Annotated in this window: 20 protein-coding genes and 2 pseudogenes; 13 read left to right on the top strand and 9 right to left on the bottom strand. The window is 61.8% G+C overall.

The genetic code is table 11. The features are described from left to right. Positions 1-20: 20 nt before the first annotated feature. Complete coding sequence (locus tag FJ942_RS27590; protein WP_140518202.1) at positions 21-995, top strand: LysR family transcriptional regulator; 975 nt, start codon at positions 21-23, stop codon at positions 993-995. Further along, complete coding sequence (gene ade, locus FJ942_RS27585) at positions 992-2791, top strand: adenine deaminase (protein WP_140899569.1); 1800 nt, start codon at positions 992-994, stop codon at positions 2789-2791. The genes FJ942_RS27590 and ade overlap by 4 nt, the downstream gene beginning before the upstream one ends. A gap of 81 nt (positions 2792-2872) precedes the next feature. Here ade and FJ942_RS27580 read toward each other — a convergent pair whose 3' ends face one another. The 4 genes from FJ942_RS27580 to FJ942_RS27565 form a co-directional block, all read right to left on the bottom strand. Further along, positions 2873-3589, bottom strand: coding sequence for a GntR family transcriptional regulator (locus tag FJ942_RS27580; protein ID WP_140500714.1), 717 nt, complete (start codon positions 3587-3589; stop codon positions 2873-2875). Between the two features lie 156 nt (positions 3590-3745). Next, entirely contained in the window at positions 3746-5221 is a 1476-nt protein-coding gene (locus FJ942_RS27575) for an amidohydrolase family protein (RefSeq protein ID WP_140899567.1), read from the bottom strand. Beyond that, entirely contained in the window at positions 5211-6407 is a 1197-nt protein-coding gene (locus tag FJ942_RS27570; protein WP_140899564.1) for an amidohydrolase, read from the bottom strand. Before FJ942_RS27570 ends, FJ942_RS27575 begins: the two co-directional genes overlap by 11 nt. 33 nt (positions 6408-6440) lie before the next feature. Next, positions 6441-7811: an amidohydrolase family protein gene (locus FJ942_RS27565; protein ID WP_140581949.1), complete on the bottom strand. Its 1371-nt coding sequence runs from the start codon at positions 7809-7811 to the stop codon at positions 6441-6443. 159 nt (positions 7812-7970) lie between these two features. On the opposite strand from FJ942_RS27565, the gene FJ942_RS27560 reads away from it, so the two are divergent. The 8 genes from FJ942_RS27560 (at position 7971) to FJ942_RS27525 (ending at position 17476) form a co-directional block, all read left to right on the top strand. Then, positions 7971-9542, top strand: a complete 1572-nt coding sequence (locus FJ942_RS27560) for an ABC transporter substrate-binding protein (protein ID WP_140581946.1) — start codon at positions 7971-7973, stop codon at positions 9540-9542. Between the two features lie 160 nt (positions 9543-9702). Next, on the top strand, positions 9703-10668 hold the full coding sequence (locus tag FJ942_RS27555) for an ABC transporter permease (RefSeq protein WP_140500709.1): 966 nt from the start codon (positions 9703-9705) through the stop codon (positions 10666-10668). Beyond that, positions 10668-11567 carry an ABC transporter permease gene (locus FJ942_RS27550; RefSeq protein ID WP_140518197.1) on the top strand — a complete coding sequence of 300 codons (900 nt, stop codon included), beginning with the start codon at positions 10668-10670 and terminating at the stop codon, positions 11565-11567. The genes FJ942_RS27555 and FJ942_RS27550 overlap by 1 nt, the downstream gene beginning before the upstream one ends. Further along, entirely contained in the window at positions 11567-13291 is a 1725-nt protein-coding gene (locus FJ942_RS27545) for an ABC transporter ATP-binding protein (protein ID WP_140633787.1), read from the top strand. Before FJ942_RS27550 ends, FJ942_RS27545 begins: the two co-directional genes overlap by 1 nt. After that, the gene (locus FJ942_RS27540; RefSeq protein ID WP_140518195.1) at positions 13291-14733 is read left to right on the top strand and encodes an amidohydrolase family protein; all 1443 of its coding nucleotides are present in this window, start codon (positions 13291-13293) and stop codon (positions 14731-14733) included. The genes FJ942_RS27545 and FJ942_RS27540 overlap by 1 nt, the downstream gene beginning before the upstream one ends. Positions 14734-14778: 45 nt before the next feature. Next, positions 14779-15576 (top strand): aspartate/glutamate racemase family protein, encoded by a 798-nt coding sequence (locus FJ942_RS27535; protein ID WP_224655855.1) that lies wholly within the window; start codon positions 14779-14781, stop codon positions 15574-15576. Positions 15577-15581: 5 nt separating this feature from the next. After that, a complete protein-coding gene (locus FJ942_RS27530) occupies positions 15582-16244 on the top strand; it encodes an ankyrin repeat domain-containing protein (RefSeq protein WP_140518194.1) in 663 nt (220 codons plus the stop codon). A 17-nt stretch (positions 16245-16261) separates the two neighbouring features. Continuing rightward, a complete protein-coding gene (locus FJ942_RS27525) occupies positions 16262-17476 on the top strand; it encodes a cyanate transporter (protein ID WP_140518193.1) in 1215 nt (404 codons plus the stop codon). A 307-nt stretch (positions 17477-17783) separates the two neighbouring features. Here FJ942_RS27525 and FJ942_RS28645 read toward each other — a convergent pair whose 3' ends face one another. The 3 genes from FJ942_RS28645 to FJ942_RS27515 all read right to left on the bottom strand — a co-directional run bounded on the left by FJ942_RS28645 (position 17784) and on the right by FJ942_RS27515 (position 18965). Further along, positions 17784-17927 carry a hypothetical protein gene (locus FJ942_RS28645; RefSeq protein ID WP_181165452.1) on the bottom strand — a complete coding sequence of 48 codons (144 nt, stop codon included), beginning with the start codon at positions 17925-17927 and terminating at the stop codon, positions 17784-17786. A 50-nt stretch (positions 17928-17977) separates the two neighbouring features. Continuing rightward, entirely contained in the window at positions 17978-18439 is a 462-nt protein-coding gene (locus FJ942_RS27520) for an Rrf2 family transcriptional regulator (protein WP_140518192.1), read from the bottom strand. Positions 18440-18500: 61 nt separating this feature from the next. Then, positions 18501-18965 carry a group III truncated hemoglobin gene (locus FJ942_RS27515; RefSeq protein ID WP_140500702.1) on the bottom strand — a complete coding sequence of 155 codons (465 nt, stop codon included), beginning with the start codon at positions 18963-18965 and terminating at the stop codon, positions 18501-18503. 326 nt (positions 18966-19291) lie between these two features. On the opposite strand from FJ942_RS27515, the pseudogene FJ942_RS27510 reads away from it, so the two are divergent. The 3 genes and pseudogenes from FJ942_RS27510 to FJ942_RS27500 form a co-directional block, all read left to right on the top strand. Then, positions 19292-19501 (top strand): annotated as a pseudogene (locus tag FJ942_RS27510) (transaldolase family protein); the annotation flags it as partial. Between the two features lie 256 nt (positions 19502-19757). After that, positions 19758-21293, top strand: coding sequence for an FAD-dependent oxidoreductase (locus tag FJ942_RS27505; RefSeq protein WP_140763905.1), 1536 nt, complete (start codon positions 19758-19760; stop codon positions 21291-21293). A gap of 684 nt (positions 21294-21977) precedes the next feature. Continuing rightward, positions 21978-22235: a hypothetical protein gene (locus FJ942_RS27500; RefSeq protein ID WP_140633799.1), complete on the top strand. Its 258-nt coding sequence runs from the start codon at positions 21978-21980 to the stop codon at positions 22233-22235. 217 nt (positions 22236-22452) lie between these two features. Here FJ942_RS27500 and FJ942_RS27495 read toward each other — a convergent pair whose 3' ends face one another. Then, on the bottom strand, positions 22453-23073 hold the full coding sequence (locus FJ942_RS27495) for a Tim44/TimA family putative adaptor protein (RefSeq protein ID WP_140633802.1): 621 nt from the start codon (positions 23071-23073) through the stop codon (positions 22453-22455). 56 nt (positions 23074-23129) lie between these two features. Next, a pseudogene (locus FJ942_RS27490) lies at positions 23130-23310 on the bottom strand (cytochrome c oxidase subunit I); the annotation flags it as partial.

Raw genomic sequence — 23310 nt, 5'->3', positions numbered from 1 at the left:
TTCAAATTCTTGGACGATTGATGGATTTTGAAGCGATCGATTATTTTATCAAAGTGGCGGAGGCGCAGTCGCTCTCGCACGCCGCGAAACTGTATGGACTGCCCAAGTCTAGCCTCAGTCACAAAGTGCGCGCGTTGGAGGATTCGCTCGGTGTCGCACTGTTTGTGCGCGACGGTCGGGAATTGCATTTGAGCGATGCCGGGGCCGAGTTCCTCGACCATGCGCAACGCATCAAGGAAAGTTGCGAAGGAGCCAAGGCGGCGATCGCCGAGGCGGGCCACGATATCGCCGGCACGCTGACGATCGGCTCGACCGGCGAGTTCGGCACTTCCTTCACCTCGGAACTGCTGTTCGCCTTCCGCCAACAGTATCCGCAGGTGAATGTCGACGTGATCTTCCTTTCGCTCGGCTATTTCCTGGCGCCCGAAAAGCACCAGCCTTTCGACGGCATATTCCACTGGGGCGAGCCGGCGAACTCAGACTACATCGCTCGCAAGCTCGGGGAGGCTTCCTTCTGTCTCTACGCCAGCCCGCGCTACATTGAGCAATTCGGGGAACCGTCGACGCCCGCAGACTTGGCGGGCCATGGGGCCGTCGCCTTCCGCCGCCCGAGCGGCGTGCAATCCTGGCATCTCGAGCGCGGCGCGGAAACGGTCGACTTCATGCCGACCGCGCAGTGCATGGCGAACGACTACTGGATGCTGAAATACTTCGCCGTAGCCGGCGAGGGTATCGTCTATCTGCCAGCCTTCTTCACCGAGATCGAGTGCAAGAACGGCGATCTGGTGCCGGTGCTCCCGCAATGGCGCTCGCCACTGGTTCCAATCAATCTGCTCTACATGCGACGCCGGTATGTGTCGCGTAAGTTCGCCGTTTTCCTTGATTTCTGCCTGGACTATTACCGCCAGCGCGCCGCTTACAGTTCGCCAAGATATTGCGTCGAGGTCGTGCGGCCCTTTGCGGGCGCGCGCGCCGGGGGAGAAAACAACAGATGATCCAGAGCTGGTTCGAATGCGCGCCGCAGTTGGTTGATGTCGCCATGGGACGCACGCCGGCCGACATGGTGGTCCGGAACGTGCGCTGGGTGAATGTCCATTCGGGCGAGATCATCCCCGCGACGGACATTGCCATCGCGGTCGGCCGCTTCGCCTTCGTCGGCCCGAATTCCGACCATGCCGTGGGCCCCGAGACGCAGATTATCGACGGAGAGGGCCGCTACGCGCTGCCGGGGCTGTGCGATGCGCATATGCATGTCGAGAGCGGCATGGTCACCGTTACCGAGTTCGCGCGTGCGGTCATCCCGCATGGCACCACCTCGATGTTCATCGACCCGCACGAGATCGCCAACGTCCTGGGCATGCCGGGCGTCAAGCTGATGCACGACGAGGCTGCCGGACTGCCGATCAATGTGTTCGTGCAAATGCCGAGCTGCGTGCCGAGCGCTCCGGGCCTCGAGAACGCGGGTGCCAGCCTCGGTCCCACCGACGTGCGTGAGGCGATGTCGTGGCCGAACATCGTCGGCCTCGGCGAGATGATGAACTTTCCTGGGGTGGTCGCCGGAAATGGCGACATGCTGGCCGAGATCGCTGCCACTCAGGCGGCAGGCAAGACGGTGGGCGGCCACTATGCCTCGAAGGATCTCGGTCTGCCCTTCCATGCCTATGTCGCCGCCGGTCCGTCCGACGATCACGAAGGCACCAGCCTGGCGGACTGCGTTGCGCGGGTGCGCCAGGGCATGCGCGCCATGTTACGGCTTGGCTCCGCCTGGTACGACGTCGCCGCGCAGATCAAGGCGCTGACCGAGCTCAGCCTGGACTCGCGCAATTTCGTGCTGTGTACCGACGACAGCCATTCCGGCACACTAGTCAATGACGGCCATATGAACCGCGTTGTGCGCCATGCCATCGCCCAGGGATTAAAGCCGATCACCGCGATTCAGATGGCCACCCTGAATACTGCTCAGCATTTCGGCATGGAGCGTGAGCTTGGCTCGATAACGCCCGGGCGGCGCGCCGACCTGGTTTTGACCTCCGATCTCACCGAACTCCCGGTCGAAACCGTCATCGCACGCGGCTGTGTGGTGTCGAACGACGGCAAGCTCGTCGCCGACATCACGCCCTACGACTATCCCGCCTCGACCAAGAACACGGTTCGCTTGGGCAAGAAGCTCTCAGCGGCGGACTTCGACATCGTGGCGCCCGAGGGTGCGAACCAGGTCATGGCGCGGGTCATCGGCGTGCTCGAGAACCAGGCACCGACCCGTGCCCTGGAGGCTTCGCTCGGCGCCTTGAATGGTATCGTTCAGATGGATCGGACCGGTGACGTCTGCCAGATCGCGCTGGTGGAACGGCATCACGGCACGGGAAAGGTCATCAACGCGTTCGTTTCCGGCTTCGGTTATGATAAACCATGCGCCATCGCCAGCACCGTCGCCCATGACAGTCATCACATGATCGTGGTGGGTACCGACAAGGACGACATGGCGCTGGCGGCGAATCGGCTGGGACAGGTCGGCGGCGGCGTCGTGCTGTTCAGCGAAGGACGCGAACTTGCGCTTGTCAAGCTGCCGATCGCCGGACTGATGTCTGACCAGCGCGCCGAAATCGTGGCAGAAGAAGCCAATGGCCTGATCGCGGCGATGCTTGCCTGCGGATGCGCCCTCAATAATGCCTATATGCAGCACTCTCTGCTGGCGCTTGTCGTCATCCCGGAATTGCGCATCTCCGACATCGGACTGATCGATGTGTTGAAGTTCCAGCCGACCGAAGTGCTGGTCGCCACGACCGCATGAGGAGGCGGATTTAACCTGACATCACCTTCGTCCTGATCATTTTCGGGTCACTCCTCGTCTCTTCGGCATTCATCCAATAAATCATAGCCCTTCCTCCCGCGCATAGGCGGCAAGAAGGTCCGGAAAGTCATTTTCGGGTTTCGCTTTCAGCAGTGCACGTGTGGTGATTGCATCAATATGATGATCCATCAAGGCAGCAGCCTTGTTCCGGTCGGCCGCGGCCAGGGCGGCAATGATCTCGTGATGCTCGGATACGGCACAGTCGGACGAATGCGGCCGCCCGTAGAGCGACAGGATGAGCGATGAACGCGAAACGAGTTCCGTGACATAGCGCAGCAACAGTTCGTTTCCGGTGAGCGAGGCAAGCAGCACATGAAATTCGCCGGCCAACTGAATCGACGACGCGGCATTGTTGGCTTTGGCCATCTCTTCCGCGTCGACATGAGCTTCGAGCTGTTTGATCTTTTGCGGCGTCAGCTTGCCGATCAGCGTGTCGACCACCAGCGCTTCAAGCGCCCGCCGCACCTCGAATATATTGTGGCCTTCCTCCAGGCTCGGCTGCGCGACGCAGGCGCCCTTGTGCGGGCGCAATTCGACCAGGCCTTCGCCGTTCAGCCTTGCCAGCGCCTGCCTGACAATGGTGCGGCTGACGCCCAGCCGCTCGCCGATCGAATCCTCAGGCAGCTTTGTTCCCGCGGTCAGCGCCTGGTCGAGTATGACGCGCTTCAACGTGCGATAGACCGCGTCGGACTTGGATACGGCGGATTTCGGATTTTTATTGCGAATGTTGATTGTCATGACCGATCCTGAAAATTCATATCCAAGCACACAAGAAGAAAAGCATCCGCAAAGCCGGAGTTTAGAGATGCAAACGGCCCGGCGTCGAGGGCCAATGCCGTCGGCTCGCGTGCCATCAAGGTTTATTCCAATCGTTGTGTGTCGTTTCTGGAGCCCTCATGCCATGAACATCCGATAGCTGGGAGGGAAAATCTCGGCGACCGTCGGATGTCGCCAGGTGCGTTGCGGATAACGCTGGACAAGCCGTTCAAACTGGGCCTGTGCGCGCTGGTGGGCTGCATCGAGATCGAAACCCGGAATGGTTCGGGCGCTCATCACGGTGCGCCCGTCAATGATGACCGTGTGCACATCGCGTCCGCTTGCGGACGTCGTCAGGCAGGCGATCGGATCGAGGACCTGTCCCAGATGGTTGCCGGACAGGTCGAACACGACGATGTCGGCGGCTGCTCCCGCCTGCAAACGTCCCAGGTCCGACCGGCCGAGCGCGTCGGCGCCGCCAATCGTTGCCGCGTCATAGAGATCGGCTGATTTCGGCGTCTCCAGATTGCCCGCCATGACGCGGCCGAGCATCAGGCCGACCTGCATGTTCTGCACCATGTCGGGTGGCCAGGTGTCCGTGCCCATGCCGATGCGCAGACCCTGGCCGCGAAGGCGGGCGAAATTGTCGAGCGCCGCGCCATGCCGCGCCATCACCAGCGGGCAATGCACCAATGTGGCACCCGAACCGGCGATGATTTCGAGATCATCGCCGTCGGCGTGGGTGCCATGCGGCAACAACGCTCTTTCGCTGAGAAAGCCGATGTCCTGGAGCCAGCGGGCGGATGTCGTGCCGAACCGGCGACGCACTGTCTCGATCTCGAATGAAGACTGGCAGCAATGCAGACGGACCGGCACGCCGAGGTCTCGCGCGGCATTGGCGGTCCTGCGCAACAGGTCGGCGGTCCAGAACTCGACACGGTCCGGTGCAAGCATGGTTCGCACCAATCCGCCGAAGCGTCCTTCGTGCTCCAGGCAAAAGGCAACGGCATCGTCCAGACCCTCCGCGCCGCGCTCTTCGTCCACCTCGACGACGATGCCGCCATCCGCTTCGATGACGGAATGGCCGGCGCGAAAGGCAGGCCCGAGATAGACGCGAAGGCCCAACTCTGCGGCGCTTTCGGCGGCGGATGCGAATTCGTCCGATGTCTCGTTCCATGCACGATAAAACAGCGATGCGATCGGCAATGCAGTAGTGATGCCGTTGCGGATGAGTTGCGCGAAGGCATAGTGTTTTTGAAACGCCAGCTCCTCGCGCGCCAGCATTTCGAGCGGCCCGGCTTCCACATAGTCGCGCGGCCAGACGCGGCCCTTCTTCCAGCCGGGTTGATGATCGAGGCCGAGCACGCCCGTATCCAGGTCCGAAAGCGCATCCAGATCGATGAAACCCGGGCCGATCAGCGCCCTGCCATGATCGATCCGCCGCTTTACAGGCCCGCCGTAGCGATGGCCGACGAAGACGATCCTGCCGTTCTCATGGACGACCTCGCCATTCTCCAGAAGGACATGGCGCCCGTCCCGGTGGCCGACAACCCATCGCGCGGTGAGCAGGACAGGTCCGTCGTCACGCTGGTTCGTCCGACGACTATGCGACATCGGGCAGATCTCCGGCCAGCGCACCGTCACGCACGAGCACGCGGCCGCCGCGGATGACCGTGCGCTTGCGTGGGGTCAGGGCCACGGCTTCCGCCAGGGTCCGCGCGCAAACCAGCACGACATCGCCGTGGCAACCGGGCGAAAGCCCATAATCCGTCAGGCCGATACCTTGCGCGCCGCCAAAGGTGCAAACGCGCGCCGTCTCTTCCAGATCGGCATCGTTGGTCATGCCGTTGCGCTGCGCAAGATATTTGGCCCGCTCCAGCATGTCGCCATTGCCCCATGGCTCCCAGGTGCCCTGGATGCCGTCGGAACCGGATGCCACGACGAGGCCGGACTGGCGCATCATGCGCAGCGGAACCGCCGGCGCGGATGGGCTGCCGACCGTCATGACGGCGATGTCTTCAGCCGCCAGCGCGTCGATCAACGTGTGCTGCCTATGCGTGTCCAGCATGCCGAGACAATAGGCATGGCTCACCATGACGCGGCCCTGAAGGGAGAGCGCCTTGGTCCGTTCGACGATCAGCTCAAGGCAGAAGCCGCCCAATTCTCCCGGTTCGTGCAGATGAATGTCGACCGGCTTGCCGTATCGATCCGCGAGCGCGAAGATTGCGTCCAGGTGGCGAACCGGATCCCGCTCGATCGTTGCCGGGTCGATGCCGCCGACAATATCGGCCCCCGCCTTCAATGCGTCCTCCATCAGCGCCTGCGTGCCTTCGCGTCCCAGCATGCCGCTTTGCGGGAAGGCGACGACCTGCACGTCGACCAATCCCTTGAAGGCTTCGCGCGTTGCAACGACACCCTCGATGTTGGTAATGCCGATTTCCGTATCCACATCGACATGGCTGCGGATATGCGTCACGCCGAAAGCCAGCGTCTGCACGATCTGACGCGCCGATTGCCTGCGCGCATCGATGCCGAGTTCCCGCTTGGCCTTCCTGTCGGCCAGGATCCTGTCGTTGCGCGTGGGTCCCACACGGTTCTGAAACCAGTCCATGCCGACAAGCGTCTTATCGAGATGCGTGTGCGCCTCGACCAGGCCGGGCAGGGCAACCTGTCCAAGCCCGTCGATTTCATGCGCCGCTTTCCCGCTGGTTGCGTGCGCGAACCGACCGTCGCGAATGTAGAGGTCCGTGACAGCGCCGCCCAAGGGCCTGACATTGCGAATGAGAAGGTCTTCGGTCATCTGGGTCTCCCTGTTTGCGCCCCGGAACTCGGCCTATGCCAGCCCGGCGCGTTTCATCATCAGATGGAAGGCTCCTTCGGCGCGATCCAGAATGGCGTCTTCATCGTGATCGACGAGGCGGCGTCCGCGCATGAGGACACGCCCGTCGACGATCGTCGTGTCAACATCCGCGCCGTTGGCGAAGCGTGCCAGCCGCTGCGCGGGGTGTGCCGGCGGCCACAGATGCGGCTGGCGCATGTTGACCAGGATGATGTCGGCGCGCTTGCCCGGGTCCAGCGAGCCGATTTCGTTCTCCATCGACAGGGCACGCGCGCCCTCGATGGTCGCCATCTCCAGCAATTGCATCGGCGGCAGGACCGCATCGTTCCTGAAGTGCCGGGCATGATAGCGGTGCGCCTGGAACATGTTGCGGAACATGTCGAAAGAGCGATCGGGCGCCGCCGCGTCGGTGCCGAGCGACACGGTGACACCCCTTTCCATCAGTTCCGTCGCCGGACAACGGCCCGAGACCGACATCAGAGCACTTGGATTATGCGCCACCTTGGCGTGGCTGCGTTTCAGCGCGGCGATGTCTGCCTCGGTCAGTTCGATGCAGTGCGCCAGCAGCGAATGCTCGTCGAACAGATCGAGCCGTTCCGCATTGGCGGCGATGGAACCGTCGCGATGGCCATCCTGGATGAACAGCACGTTTTTTGCGCGAGCAAGGTCGCGAGCATTGCGGGACAGATTGTATACCGTTTGTTCGTCAAGTTCGCGCCGAGTGAACACCGGGAGAGAGACCGCAATCCGCACCCGGCCATCGCGACCAGCCCAATCATCGATGATTTCCGCGCACACTGCCAACTGGGTTTCCGGCGAAATGGTGATTTCGACAGACGGAACGTATGCGTGGTCCCGATAGACATGGGACGAGGTCGGCCGGTTCGGCCCGACGGCGAGTATCTCGCGCACTCCCATTTCGGCGATGGCGGCAAGATGTGCCCGTGCTGCCCCCGGCGCCTCGGTGCGCATGATGTCCGGCCCGCCGCCAAACAGCAGGGCAGCGGTGGTCGTTCCGCATTTTATGCGCTCAAGGGCCGACAATGTGGCCTCGGCTGCCCAGAATTCCGTATCCGACGCCTCTGCATAGATACGCCCCGCGATAGTCATCCAGGCTTCGGAATCGTCTCCCAGGCCTTTGGTCAGCATGTGACCCGCATGCGCGTGCGTGTCGACGAGACCCGGCATGACAACCATTCCCGAAGCATCGATGCGCGCCACCTTCTGATCTGTGGCGGGGGCCGCGCCGTCGCCGGCGGTGACGATCCGGCCATCCTCCACCAGGACATGACCCCTCGAGAAAATCCGGCGCCCCGCATCCATGGTGACGATGACACCGTTTTCTATCAGCAAGGCCTGGGTCATTCGGAATCCCTTTTCGGAACGGTCACTTGAGCGGTTTTGCACATGAGAAACGAAATCGAACATGCCTGCCTTGATATTGTGCACAATGTGTGTACGATATCAATAGGGATAAATGGTATCCAATATATCGGAAACTTCGTATACAAATGGGAGAAGAGAATGAGAAAATGCGTTAGGGTCCTGCTCGCCGGACTTGCGATGGTGATGTCGGTGACAGCGCCTTCGCTTGCACAGACACTGCGCTGGTCATCGGCCGGCGACGTCATTTCGTACGATCCGAATGCCCAGGTCGACAGTTTTACCCAGAGCGTCCAGAACATGGTGTTCGACGGGCTGGTGCGCCGCAACAAGGAAATGGCTATCGAGCCTGCGCTTGCGACCTCCTGGGAGATCGTCTCGCCGACGCGCTGGCGCTTCAAGCTGCGGCAGGGCGTCAAGTTCCACGAAGGTCAACCCTTCAATGCCGATGATGTCGTCGCCACCATCCAACGTCAGATCGATCCCGGCGCGCGCAACCGAGAAAACCTCTCCGCCGTAACCGGCGTCGAGAAGGTTGACGACTACACGGTCGACCTGATCCTGCGCGGACCCTATCCGCTGCTCCTGAACGATCTCGTCGCCATCTACATGATGAGCAAGCCATGGATGGAGGAGCACAATGCCCTCAAGCCCGGCAATGCCTCAACGGGGGTCGTCACCTACGCCAGCAATCATGCCAATGGCACCGGCGCGTTCAAGCTGGTCAGCTACGAGCCGGACTCGCGCTCGGTCTTCGCCGTCAACAAGGAATGGTGGGACAAGCCGCAGCACAATCTGACGGGGGTGGAATTCCGCCCGATCGCTTCGAACGCCACGCGCGTCGCGGCGCTGCTTTCGGGCGAACTCGACATGATCGCGCCGGTCCCGTTGCAGGACATCGACCGGGTCGCCAACACCGCCGGCCTGAAGGTTGTCGAGAACCCGTCGCTGCGCGAGATCTTTCTCGGCTTCAGCTTCCGGCCGGAGCTTCATGCAGCGCCCGGCAAGCCCAATCCGCTGCTGAACGTGAAAGTGCGCCAGGCGCTTTGGCACGCGGTCGACCTGAACACGATCCAGAAGCGTTTGATGCGCGGAAAGTCGCGCACCTCCGGCACGCTGGTCGCGCCACAGGTCACCGGCTACGATCAGTCGATCGACGTACCGCTGGACTATGATGTCGCGAAGGCGAAATCCATGCTGGCGGAAGCCGGCTATCCCGACGGCTTCAAGGTTGGACTGGCCTGTTCCAACGACCGCTACATCGCCGACGAACAGATCTGCCTGGCAATCGCGTCGATGTGGGCCAAGATCGGCGTCGAGGCCGACGTGCACGTCGAAAGCAAGACGACCTATTTCCCTCGAATGGATAAGGGCGATCTCGATATCTATATGCTCGGGTGGGCCTCGCTACCGCCGATGGATGGCTACAGCGTGCTGCAAGCCTTGCTGGCGACCAATGACGGCAATTATGGCGGCAGCAACCCCAACGGGCTTTCCAACGCCAAGATCGACGAATTGGCCCGTTCGGCATCGACCGAACTCGACGAGGCCAAGCGGGTGGATATGCTGAAGGCGGCCTTCAAGATCACGCATGATGAGGCCCTCTATCTGCCGCTGCACCAGCAGCCGGTCGCCTGGGCGATGAGCGACAAGGTCGACATGCCGCAATTCCCCGACGAGTATGTGCGTCCCTGGTTCGCGCATATGAACTAGGAAAACGCGCCGGTAAGGCGTGCCCGCGCTTGCGAGGGAGCTTTCGCGGACACGCCTGACTCCGTTGGAGTGCCTGCTATCCGTGGTGGATCGCGAGCTGCTCCAGCGGTGGCGCAAGCCCCGCCTGTCTCGATCCGCGCTTCTTGAAAGGTTTTTCCTGATGATCCGGATTCTATCGGTGCGGCTGTTGCAGGCCATCCTCGTGATGGTTGCCGTAACCGCCATCGCCTTCATCATGTTCCGTTTCGTCGGCGATCCGGTCGCCACGATGGTGCGCGAAGGCGCGAGCCAGGCTGAGAAGGATGCCTTGCGCGTCGCTCTCGGACTCGACAGGCCACTTTTCGTACAGTTTCTCGAATTCGTCGGGCGCGCGCTTCATGGCGACCTCGGCACCAGCTTTCGCTACCAGGAGCCTGTCGTCAGCCTGCTGTTGACCAGGCTTCCCGCAACGCTGGAACTGGTCGTGGTCGCGACCCTCCTGTCGCTGTTCATCGGCATCCCGACGGGGGTTCTCTGCGCCCTGAAGCCGAACGGCTTTCTGTCGCGGCTGATCCAGTCGCTGACCCTCGTCGGGATATCCATGCCGACATTCGTCACCGGCCTGCTGCTCATCCTGATCTTCGCCGTCAGTCTGCGCTGGCTGCCGTCCTCGGGGCGTGGCGAGCTTGTCGATCTCGGCTTCTGGAAGACAGGCTTCCTGACGGCCTCCGGCCTCAAATCGCTGATCCTGCCTTCGATCACACTGGCGCTGTTCCAGTTGACGCTGATCATGCGCCTCGTGCGCTCCGAGATGATCGACGTGCTCTCTTCGGACTATGTCCGCTTCGCCTTCGCGCGCGGTCTGCCCCGCCGCTACATCTACGGCCGTCTGGCGCTGCGCAATGCCTTGATGCCGGTCGTGACCGTCACCGGGCTGCAGATCGGACAACTCATCGCCTTCGCCATTGTCACCGAAACCGTCTTTCAGTGGCCGGGCATGGGGCTGCTTTTCACCAACGCCGTCGGCTATCCGGACATCCCCGTCCTCGCGGCCTATCTGCTGTTCGTCGGCTTCCTGTTCGTCGTGATCAACATGGTCGTCGACATGCTCTACGCATTGATCGATCCGCGGCTGAGGACAAAATGATGGCAACGCAGGTATCTCTGTCGCGCAGGCTTCCTCCCATCTCGGTCATGATCGCTGGCTTGATCCTGGTGACCATGCTGGTGCTGGTGATCTTCGCTCCGTTGATCGCACCCATCGATCCGCGCGATGTCTCCTCATATTCGCTGATCGACATGGAAATCCCGCCCGTGTTCATGGACGGTGGCGATCCGCGCTTCCTGCTGGGCACCGACAATCAGGGACGCGATCTGGTCTCGGTCATCCTCTTCGGCCTGCGCATATCGATGCTGATCGGCGCCGGGGCGGTATTGTTGGCCGCTGCCATAGGCGTCACACTGGGATCGATAGCCGGCTATTTCGGCGGTATCATCGACAGCATCGTGATGCGGATCGCCGATGTTCTGGTGAGCTTTCCGACGATCCTCGTCGCGCTTCTGATCAGCGGCATAGCCCGCGCGCAATTGAGCGCCGATACGGTCTCGAGCTGGGCACCGGTCATCCTGATCTTCGCGATCGCCGTCAACGAATGGGTGCAATATGCCCGCACCGTGCGGGCCTCCAGCATGGTGGAAATTTCCCGCGACTATGTACGAGCCGCCAAGGTCATCGGTCTTCCGTCCCGCCGCATCATGATGCGGCACATCCTGCCCAACGTGATGAGCTCCGTCATGGTGATCGCCACCATCAATCTGGCGGGCGCGATCCTGACCGAGGCGACCCTGTCGTTCCTCGGCGCCGGCATGCCGGCCACCTATCCCTCGCTCGGCACGCTGATCCGCATCGGCAACGAGTTCCTGTTCTCTGGCCTGTGGTGGATCGCCGTTATGCCCGCCGTCGTGCTGGTCGTCCTGGTTCTGGCAGTCAACATAATCGGCGATTACCTGCGCGATCGCTTCAACCCCAAACTGATGGCGAACTGATGGAAAACACAACGCCACACGCACTCGACATCAGGAATCTGCGGGTCGAATATCCGCTTGCCAACGGCAGCATTCTCGCTGCCGTCGATGACATCGACCTGACGATCCGGCCCGGCGAGATACATGCACTGGTGGGAGAATCCGGTGCGGGAAAAACCACCGTCGGCAATGCGCTGATGGGCTTGTTGCAGGCTCCCGGCAGGATTGCTTCCGGCACCATCACCATAGCGGGCAAGCCGATCGACATCCGAACCGGCCGCACCAAGGGGATCATTCCAGGCCGTGACGTCGGCGCGATCTTTCAGGATCCGATGACAAGCCTGAACCCGCTTTTCACCGTGGAAAGCCAGTTGTGCGAAGGCATGCTGGCGCATCTGAAGATCGGGCGCCGCGAAGCCAGGGCCCGCGCGCTCGAATTGATGAGAGCCGTCGGCATTCCCGAGCCGGAACGCCGGCTGGGCAACTATCCGCATCAATTGTCGGGCGGCCAACGCCAGCGTGTCGTCATCGCCACCGCACTTGCCTGCGACCCAAGGCTGATCGTCGCCGACGAGCCGACGACGGCGCTCGACGTGTCGGTGCAAGCGCAAATCCTCAAGTTGATCCGCGAACTTGCCGATGATCGCCGCGTCGGCGTCCTGCTGGTTACCCACAATATGGGCGTGGTTGCGGAAATTGCCGACCGGGTCACGATCATGCAGAACGGTTGCGTGGTCGAGAGTGGATTGACACGCGATGTGCTGACGGCGCCCAAGGCGCCTTACGCGCGCACGCTGATCGCCGCCGTTCCGCCGATCGACATTCGCCTTGACCGTCTGCCGGTCCCAAGCGAGGAAACGAAGACGACACTGGAGGCGCGCGAAGCCGTGCGCTCCAAGAACACCGGCACCGCTGCGGGGCGCAACGGCGAAGCCGCGCTGACTGTACGCAATCTTTGCGTGGAATACGGCCAGCGCTCGTTCATCCCGGGCCGCAAGGCATCGGTCTTCAAGGCCGTGAAGGACGTCTCCTTCGAGGTGCGCCGCGGCGAAATCTTCGGGCTTGTCGGCGAGTCCGGTTGCGGCAAGACCACGGTCGCGAACACCATTGCCGGTCTCGTGGCGCAGAGTTCGGGAACCATAGATTTTCAGGGCACGGCATTGGCTGCCCATCGCGACAAGACCGTGCGCCAGTCACTCCAGATGGTGTTCCAGGACCCGTATTCGGCCCTCAATCCAAGGCTGCGGATCAATTCGGCGATCGCGGAGCCAATCCTGTTCTACAAGCTTGCCTCCAGCGCGGCGGAAGCGCGGTTGGACGCCGAGACATTGCTCGAGGCGGTGGGCCTGCCGGCGCAGGCCGGCTCTCGGTTTGCCCATGCCTTTTCAGGCGGCCAGCGCCAGCGCATCGCGATTGCAAGGGCGCTCGGCCCTCGGCCATCGCTGCTGATCTGCGACGAGCCGACATCGGCGCTCGACGTGTCGGTGCAGGCGCAAATTCTCAACCTGTTGAAGGACCTACGAGATCTTGCCGGGCTGTCGATGCTGTTCATCAGCCACGACCTCGCGGTGATACGGCAGATGTGCGACCGGGTCGCCGTGATGAAAGGCGGCGAGATCGTCGAACTCGCGGATACCGAAACATTGTTCTCCGCGCCCACTCACGAATACACGCGCGAACTCCTGCGCCTCGCGCCTTCGCTCGACCGCATCCTTTGCAGCGAAAAAAGAGAAGCGAGCCTGTGATGGCAGACATTCTGATCAGAAACGGCACCGTCATCGCTGTCGATCCCGATCGGCGGATCATTCCCGATGGCGCCGTAGCCATCGAGGGAGACCGCATCGTGGCCGTCGGCGCTTCGCAAGACGTGGCGCGGGACCATCCGGCGCGCGAGACGATCGACGCCCGCGGCATGGCCGTCATGCCAGGCTTCGTCGACAGCCACGCCCATGCCGGGCACGGGCTGATCAAGACGATGGGCGGCGGCCGCAGCGACCTCTGGTACAGGGCATGCCAAGGTGCCTATACGGTGGGTTCGACGCCGGAATTCTGGCATGCGGAGGCGCAGCTTGCCGCGCTGGAACGCCTGCGTTTCGGCGTGACGACCGGCGTGTCCTTGCTTGGCGGCGGCGATTCGGTCATGCGCACCGACGATCCGGCCTATGGCAACGCCCATATGGAAGGCGTGCTTGGCATCGGCACGCGCTCAGTGGTCGCCGTCGGCACCACGCGCCCGCCGCACCCCCTGACTTATGCACGTTGGAAGGGCGCCAGCCGTACCGATTATCCGGTGTCGTTCGACCAGCAGCTTGCCACCTCGCAAAAGCTGGCCGACCGCTGGCACGGCACCCACGAGGATCGTCTGCATCTCGCCCTGCTGACGCCGACCATGCATCAGGAACATCTCGATGGTCCCGGGGCAGGGGACGCCATCGCGCAATCGCGCAAGGTCAGGCAGATCGCCGAACAGCGCGGCCTGATCTTCACCCAGGATGGTCATACCAAGGGCAGCGTGAAGATCGCCGGGGAGATCGGCATTCTGGGGCCGCGCACACTGCTGTCGCATGCGACCGCCCTGACTGACGAAGAAATAGCGATCTGCGCCGAAACCGGCACGAGCATCGTGCACAATCCGAGCGCCGTGGCCGCCATTCTCGCGCGCTGCCCGGTCACGGAACTTCTCGACGCTGGCGTCGTGGTGGCCATCGGCTCCGATGCGACCGCGCCGGACCGCTCCGCGGACATGTTCCGTCACATGCAGCAATGCATGCACTATCATCGCACTCATTTCCACGATCCGAGCTGGCTTCCGCCGGGCAAGGCCCTGGAGATGTGCACCATCGACGGCGCGCGTGTCCTGGGCCTCGACCATCAGGTCGGATCGCTGGAGCCCGGCAAGAAGGCCGACGTCATTCTTGTCGACCTGCGGCGCCCGCATCTCTACCCGGCCAACATGCCGGAATTCCGTGTCACCTATTTTGCCAACGGCAACGACGTCCACACCGTGCTGGTCGGCGGACGCGTGCTGTTGCGAGACCGCAAGCCGGTTCATATCGATCAGGATGCCGTGCTCGATGCCGCGCAGCGGGAGACGGAACTGATGATCGAGCGGCTGGGCCTGCGCGATCTGCTCAGGACCCCGGACCGGTTCTGGCGGCACAGCCGCGACACGGATCTGATCGAATAGGCTTCAATATCGAGACAGTCCCATCAGCGATGCGGAACGGCAGCGATGCACGTTCCATCGGACGGCGGCTATAGGAATTTTCGCATGGTACGCATCGGCATCATCAATCCCAATTCGACCGTGTCGATGACGGGATCCATCGCCGTCGCGGCGCGGCTAACCGCGCAGGCCGGCACCGAAATCATCGCAATGCAGAACGACAGCGGCCCGGCTTCCATCGAAGGCCCGATCGATGGCGCGAAGGCGGTCCCGGGTCTTCTCGACCGGATCGAACGGGCCGAGCGCAGTGACGCCGTGGAGGTCTATATCATCGCCTGCTTCGACGACACCGGGCTCGACGCCGCGCGGATGCTGACGCGCAAGCCCGTTATCGGCATAGGCGAGGCCGCCGCCCGCGTCGCCAGCATCGTGGCGAGGCGCTTCACGGTGATTACCACCTTGCCGGTTTCCGTTCCTATTCTCGAGGACAATCTGGTTCGCTACGGCCTTTCGCCATTCGCCACCGTGCGGGCGAGCGGCATTCCCGTCCTGGCGCTGGAAGCGAATGGCGAGGCAGCCTTGTCGATCATCAGCGAAGAAATCCAGGAGGCGCTGCGGGTCGATCGCGCCGACGCCATCGTGCTTGGCTGCGCCGGTATGTCGGATATGGCGCGGCGACTGGCCAGCCTTCACGGTGTCCCGGTCGTCGAAGGGGTGTCGGCGGCTGTCAGGCTCGCGGAATTGCTCGTCGGCCTGGAACTTCATCCCAGGCAGGATGCTTTCGCCACCTCTCGGCGGAGCATGACGGCTTCGCTCGCCGCAGCAACCCGCTCGGCTTCCACGCACAGCGTGTCGGGGGGCTGATGCCGATGGTCAAGCGCAGACTTTTGCTGGGCGTCATCGTCGCCTGCATTCCATTGATAGCGTTGGGGCAGAACATGAATGAGACAAGGCTTCACTCGGCTGCGGCAAATGACGATGTCTCCATGATCAAGATGCTTGTTTCCGAGGGGGCCCGGATCGACGCGCGCGACGAGAACGGCCGCACGGCTCTTCTCGTCGCGACCCACGGCAACAAGGTCAGCGCTGCCAGGACTCTCATCGAGGCTGGCGCGGACGTCAACGCCAAGGACGATATCCAGGATAGTCCATATCTCTACGCCGGCGCACGCGGGCATCTCGAAATCCTGAAGATGACGCTTGCGCACGGCGCCGACCTCAAGAGCACCAATCGCTATGGCGGCACCGCGCTCATTCCGGCCGCCGAACGCGGACATGTCGAGACCGTCGGCGCGCTGATCGATGCCGGTGTCGATGTCGATCACGTCAACAAGCTCGGCTGGACCGCGTTGCTGGAGGCCATCATCCTCGGCGATGGCGGGCAGCGTCATGTCGAGATCGTGAGGCGGCTGATCGAGGCCGGCGCCAACGTCAATCTCGCCGACAAGGACGGGGCGACACCGCTGCGGCACGCGCGCAGGAACGGCTATGCGCAGATGATAACCCTGCTGGTGCAAGCGGGCGCCAGATGAACAGCGCGAAAATGTCGATGACCGCGCAACCTGTAACCGACAGGCAATGGACCCTGCTTGCCCTCGTCGTGCTAATCGGGATCAACCTGCGTCCCTTCCTGACGGCCCCGGGACCGATATTGGCTGATATCGTGGCCGACACCGGGATGGGCTATGGCAGCCTGGCCATGCTGACGCTGTTGCCGATGCTGCTGATGGGCCTCGGTGCGTTCGTTGCACCGGGCATCCAGGCGGCCGTCGGAACGCGCCGGGGCCTGCTCGCGGCGCTAATGGTGCTGACAGCGGGCTCGCTGCTCAGGCTTGTCGTGCCCGGCGGCCTGTCGTTGATCCTGACGGCGGCACTTTGCGGGGCGGGGGTGGCCTTCATCCAGGCCGCGTTTCCGGGGATCATCAAGGCAAAGTTCCCGACCAGCACACCCGCCGTGACCGGCCTCTATTCCTGCATGATCATGGGCGGTGGGGCGCTTGGCGCACGTCTGGCGCCCCTGCTCGTCAACAACGGATACGACTGGCGGGCAGCCCTTGCCTGGCTCGCGGCTCCCGCCGCCATCGCGCTGTGCGCCGCATTCCGCGTTCTGTCCGACGCCAAGGCTTCAAGACCCGATCGCGCCTTGACTGGCTTTCTGCTTCGCCGTCCACGGACCTGGGTCCTGATGGCGGCCTTCGGCCTGGTCAACTCCGGTTATTCATCTATGGTCGCCTGGCTTGCGCCCTACTACCAGGCGCAAGGATGGAGCAGTGCCGCCAGCGGCAATCTTGTGGCCGTGATGGCCATTTGCCAGGCGGCTTCGGCCCTGGTGCTGCCTGTCCTGGCGCGCCGGGGCATCGACCGCCGTCCCTGGCTCTGGCTGACCCTGCTGTTGCAGGCTGCGGGCTTTGCCGGACTTGCGGTTTTTCCCGCACTGTCGCCCGTTCTGTGGGTGGGGATATGCGGGGCCGGTCTTGGCGGAAGCTTCTCGCTTGCAATCGTCACGGCGCTCGATCATCTGCCGCGCCCGGAGCAGGCGGGCGCGCTGGCTGCGCTGATGCAGGGCGGCGGTTTTCTGATCGCCGCGCTTGGTCCATTCGCCACCGCGCTCCTGCATGGCTGGAGCGGGAGCTTCAGCAGCGGATGGATCATGCATCTCGGCTGCGTGACCGTCACAGCGTTTCTCTATCTGCACTTCAACCCAAAACGGTACGCCGACGTCATGAGGGGCTCGGAACAAGAGCAGTGCGAAATGGTAGTTTAACGAAGCGGAATGCAAGTTCTGAACTCAATGACGACGTACGTCTCCGCGGGGTGAGCAGCAGGCGCTTGCGCCGCATCTCGGCCGTGGAGATCGGCTCTGCCGGATCATCGGGGCCGGGCTGGCGCAGACGACGATATACCTCCTGCAGCTCATCGTCGCCGGCTATGCGCTGTCCAAGCGCCCGCCGGTCGCGCGCTCTGTACTTCCCCTCCTCGGCCGACAGTTCTCCATCCGCCAAATCGCAATTGGGGTTGCAGGCGCCCAGACAACAGCCGGGCCGATAAAGTCACACGCCATCGTTGCGAAACTACACAAACATCATCACGATGATCGCTCCGATAACTATCAGGACAAGCCCACCGATAAGCATCGGCAGCAGAGTGTTGTCCGGGTCGATATCAGAATCAATGTCCTTTGTGACCTGTTGATCATTCTTCTTTGGTTCAGCCATGGCCCATCTCACATCCGAGCAAAAACAGCGCGCGTCGAAGCCGCGCAACATTATACGGTCTTGCGTGTCGCCCCGGTGCGAACGGGTGGTATCTGACCGCCGAGGAAGTCTTCGGGCATCAGTGTGATGTCGGCGAGCGTGTAGCGGTCAAGGACGTTCAGGAAGGAGGCTGTCGCTTCGTCAAACATGCCTGAAAGCTTGCAGGAGGCGGTTAGCACACACCGGTTTCCGGTCGCGAAACATTCGACCAGCGCGAAATCCGGCTCGGTTAACCGCACGACATCGCCAATCCGGATCATCTCAGGCCGGCGCCCGAGAATGAGACCACCGGAACGGCCGCGGATTGCCTTCATATAGCCGCCACGGGTCAGGGTGTTGGCGACCTTGTTCAGATGCGTCTTCGACACGTTGAAGGTGCGGGCAACCTCCTCGATCGTTATAAGCCGGCTACCGGCGGCGGCAGTGTACATCAGCATCCGCAATGCATAATCCGAAAAGCTGGTCAGCCGCATGAATCACGGCTTCCTGTCGATCGCTGTGCATTGTAGGAACCACTCACAAACCGGTCGTGCATCACAAGTCTCTCTCGACGATAGGTTCGATGCCGATCGTGGTCTCGCCGCGGTTGAAGGCGATCGCGAGACGGAAACTGTGAGCAATTCGCAGCGCGCGATCCATAAAAAGCGTCGCCACCTCGGCCGGGCAAATGCGACGCACCGTTGTCCGAAACAATATTAGCCAGCGACGGAAATGCGCCGCGCCGAGGCCAGCTATGACCAGGTGCGGCGGCAGTGGCCTGCCGTCGTATCGGGATGTCCGAAGTAGAGTAGCGGACCAGAAGTCACACATCTTCGCCAGATGCTGCGGCCATTTATCTGGCTCGATCCGATCGTGGAAAATGGGACCGAGAAGGTCATCACGGCGAATTTCGTCATAAAACCCGTGGACTACACCGCGGATCATTGCCTCGTCGAGTATGTTGGGCAATGGCACGCCGTCGACCACGATTGTTCTCTTGCTTCGACCGTTCGCGGTCATTCCGAAGCTCCTGTTTTCTCCGATGCAAGCTGGCTGAAGCCTTGGTTCGCTCTTCGATGTGATCCTCTATATAAGATATATTATCAATCTATCTTATTGCGTGGCAAGACGCCGTGATGCCGCACCAGAAATGGGTCTGTCCGACCAAGCGGCGAATGACGAGCCCTTAATCCTAGGCATTTCCGAACTGCCTGGACATCACCCCAGGCCCGAGGCCGGAAGTATCTAAATTGGCGGGGAATTCCCGATGTGGCTCAGTTTCGAGAGTCGCCAACGCCTCATCAGATGACCGTGCCAGCCGGAGTCGCTCCCGAACCTGAAGTGCGATCTACGACAACGGCAAATCCTTCACGACGGAAATCCTGGCGTCCTCAATTCGCACTCCACTCCATGTCAAACAGGCGGCGATCGCAGGCGCGGATGTCGCGACCGTACCACCAGCGATACTCAGAAACCTCGCCAGACATCCACTCACCGACAAGGGCCTCAAGTCGTTTCTTGCCGACTGGGGAAAGACTGGGCAGGCGATCTTGTAGTTGTGCGCAGTGGAATCGCGGAGGGAAAGCCATCATGAAAACTGCACTCAACTATCGATTAAATTCGTTTGCATGATGTCCGCGAGAGCGGGAGACTGCGGTCTGAGCCACTCAGCCCAGTACATGACGCAGTCGGAATGTCGGCGCGGATAATGCTGAGAATCTGAAGGCGCACTAGCCAGGCAGAAGGTACCCCGAAGCAGTGTGCCGCTTCGCCGCACGAGCGGTTTTGACACGGATCGCCAAGGACGAGAATATGGCTGAAGCTGATACCAAATCAAACGGACCGGATCTGGTCCAGGGGATCGCGCTGTCCGACCTTCTCGATGGCGGAAAGCTTGTCGGCCATTGCGGCGACGAGCAGGTGTTGCTGGTGCGCCGCGGGGCCGAGATCTTCGCCATCGGCGCGACATGCACACATTACGGCGGGCCGCTCGGTGACGGTCTTGTGGTGTCGGATTCCATTCGATGTCCGTGGCACCACGCTTGCTTCGATCTGCGCACAGGCGAAGCCTTGCGAGCGCCTGCCTTCAATCCACTCGCTTGCTGGTCGGTGGAACAGCGCGATGGGCGGATATTCGTGGGCGAGAAACTCAAACGGACGGCGCCGAAGCCGCGCGGCGGAAGCGCGGGCGGGGTCCCCGAGAAAGTCGTCATTGTCGGCGGCGGCGCGGCCGGTTTCGCGGCGGCCGAAATGCTGCGGCGAGAGCAGTACCAGGGCAGCATCGTCATGATCAGCGACGACCATGCGCCGCCCGTCGACCGGCCGAATCTCTCCAAGGACTACCTCGCAGGGAAGGCCCCGGAGGATTGGATTCCGCTGCGCGGCCAGAAATTCTATTCAAAAAACAACATCGACCTGCGTCTCGATACGAAGGCCGTCGATATCGACCTGCGTTCTCGCGAGGTCATTCTGGCTGATGGAAGCAGGAGTCCTTACGATAGACTGCTACTTGCCACGGGGGCCGAACCGGTGCGCCTCTCCATCCCCGGCGCGGATCAGCCACATGTTCACACGCTGCGCTCGTTTGCAGATTGCAAGGTGATCATCGAGCGAGCCACGACTGCGCGCCGCGCCATTGTGCTTGGCGCCAGTTTCATTGGCTTGGAAGTTGCCGCAGCGCTGCGCGCGCGCAATATCGACGTTCATGTCGTGGCGCCGGATAAACGACCCATGGAACGGGTCCTCGGTCCGCAAATGGGTGACTTCATCCGCGCACTCCATGAGGAACATGGAGTCGTGTTCCATCTCGAGGACACCGCGAGCAGCATCGACGGCAACAAAGTGAAACTAAGCAGTGGCAACATGTTGACGGCGGATTTCGTCGTCGCCGGCGTCGGCGTGCGTCCGCGGACCGGGCTTGCCGAAAGGGCGGGGCTCACTCTTGACCGCGGCGTCGCCGTAAATGCCTTTCTGGAGACGAGCGCACCGGACATATTCGCGGCCGGCGACATTGCGCGGTGGCCGGATCCTCACACTGGCGAGAACATTCGGGTCGAGCATTGGGTGGTTGCAGAGAGGCAGGGGCAAACCGCGGCCCTGAACATGCTCGGCCATCGCGAGAAATTCGCGGCCGTGCCGTTCTTCTGGAGCCAGCACTACGACGTTCCCATCAACTATGTCGGCCATGCCGGGCAATGGGACGAGATTGCTGTCGATGGAGACATCGGTGCCAGGGACTGCCTGCTGCGCTTCAAGCGCGAAGGGCGCACGCTGGCTGTCGCTTCGATCTTCCGTGACATCGAAAGTCTAGGGGCGGAGATGGAAATGGAGCGCCAAATGGCAAGGTAGCAAGCGCTCTTGGGCACCGCGATCCATAGACAGTGCAACCCGTATGGCGCAGCGGTGCGTCGCTGTGACTGAAAGGAGTTCGACTTATGTCCACAATGCAACAGGAACCGAGCACCACCAACGGATTGGACGCCGTTCATTCAAAGATCGTCAAGTTCGCTACCGGTGTGGCCAGGGAAGCGTCCGATGAGGCGCCGACCTCGGTCGAAATCTTTTCGGACAGGGGCCGCTGGTACTGCAGGGTCCGTCGCGGCGATGAAAAGACTCGGCCAATGGGTCCTTATTCCAAACAACAGGCTGAGCGGATCCAAGAGGCTCGGAGACTGTTGATTGCCAAAAGAGGCACCGTTCGGATCATGTTCGAGTAGGGAGGACATTCACGATCACGTCGGCCGGCGTACTTCTCACCACAACCATCGTTCCGTTCATCATCGACTTTTTTGAAACTGTGCAGGTAGACCTCCGGCATTGAGGGTTGTCGCGTTGTGAAGCCGCGTTGCGCGGCAGGGTGTCTGTTGACGTTTTCCCCTTGGCCAAGCCGGCATCGTTGCAGCGTCGCCCGAGGGCGCCTCTTCTGGCAATTTTCATCGTTCCACCCACCTGGTAGCCTGATCCTCCAGGCAGGACGGCCTGTCTTCGTCGCCTCGACCAACCAGGAAATTTCCGCAACAAGGTTCTTGTCGGATGGAGGATACGCGTGAAGCGAAGCGTCCGGTTACCGATGCCATGCCATTTTTGCAAATGGCTCAGGGGGTTGGTGCAATCACGATCGAGGATGCCGCGACCGATGAAACCTGGAACAGCCTGAACAATATCGTCGCCTTCCTTTCGAGCCACGGCGTAAGGGCGAAGGCTGACGTGTTTCCGGAAAGATCTGATGGTGGATCAATCGCTGATGTGGCCGATGCGATGCATGCGGATCTGACCATATCCGGCGCCTGAGGCCACAGCAGGTTCAGGGAGTGGATCTTTGGCGGTGCTACCCGCTCGCGGCTTGAGAATGATCGACTGAACCGGTCATGCCGATTTGATCGTGATACACAAGTCGTGGATGCACATTGTCAAAAGCTGGAAATTCTGCGCGGCTTGAGCGCTCCGGGTTGACCGCCCATCTATAGTGACAAGGCTGTCAGGCAGGCATCGGGTGAGTATGCACTCGTTACTCGCCTTCCGTGGCGATCAACATCCAATTGCGCTTTGTTGACTGGGTGTCACAGGCGAACGTCCACGTATCGATCACCTCAACGATCTGCTGGGGATCGCCGGCGACGATTGCATCGTTGGCCGAGCGTGTAACGCTGACCACGTCGGAAACGAAGCGAACGGCAATCTCAGCGGTGCTATTCTCCGCAAGAGCGTCGACGACCTTTGCTTCCTTCGTGCCAATGAAGGTGAGTTGCAGCATCTCCCCCCGATCCCGGCGGCCGGCAATCGCTCGTCCGAAGATATCGAGCACTTCCGGCCCGACGAGACGCTTCAACGTTGGGATGTCGCTGTCCGCATACGCGCGCAGGATAGCTTCATAAGCCATATTGGCACCGGTCAGAAACGCGGCAAGGTCGAAAGTTGGGTCGATCTCTCGGATCGCATCCAAGCGTGTGTCCGTATAGGATATATCGTCGATACTGCCGGTTCGCTGCTCTCTCGGCGCATCGTCCTGCTTGGCCTTGTCGTTGCCCGAGCGCGGCAGAGTTTGGCCCCAACTGCCCAGCAATGCCCAATAAAACGCTATGATCGCCACGAGCAGGATCTGGTTGTTTGGATCTGTGGTTTCGTTCATGACGGTTCTCCCGACAGAATGTCGAAACAGGCGCCGGTTCGGAACCGGAGCGAACACTAGGCAATGCGCGGCAGCTTCTCCCATTGATGGAAGGGCGGCGGCGATGGCAGCTGCCATTCCAGCGTCGTCGCCCCTTCGCCCCAAGGATTGGCGCTTGCCTGGCGTCTTCGGCTGAAGGCCTCGGCAACCGCGATGAAGAAGACGACAAGCCCGGCCGTTGAGATGTAGGAACCGATC

The organism is Mesorhizobium sp. B2-4-2, assembly GCF_006442845.1.
Taxonomy (GTDB): domain Bacteria; phylum Pseudomonadota; class Alphaproteobacteria; order Rhizobiales; family Rhizobiaceae; genus Mesorhizobium.
The sequence above is the reverse complement of the archived record's forward strand: the minus strand, read 5'-3'. Positions and strand labels throughout refer to the sequence as shown.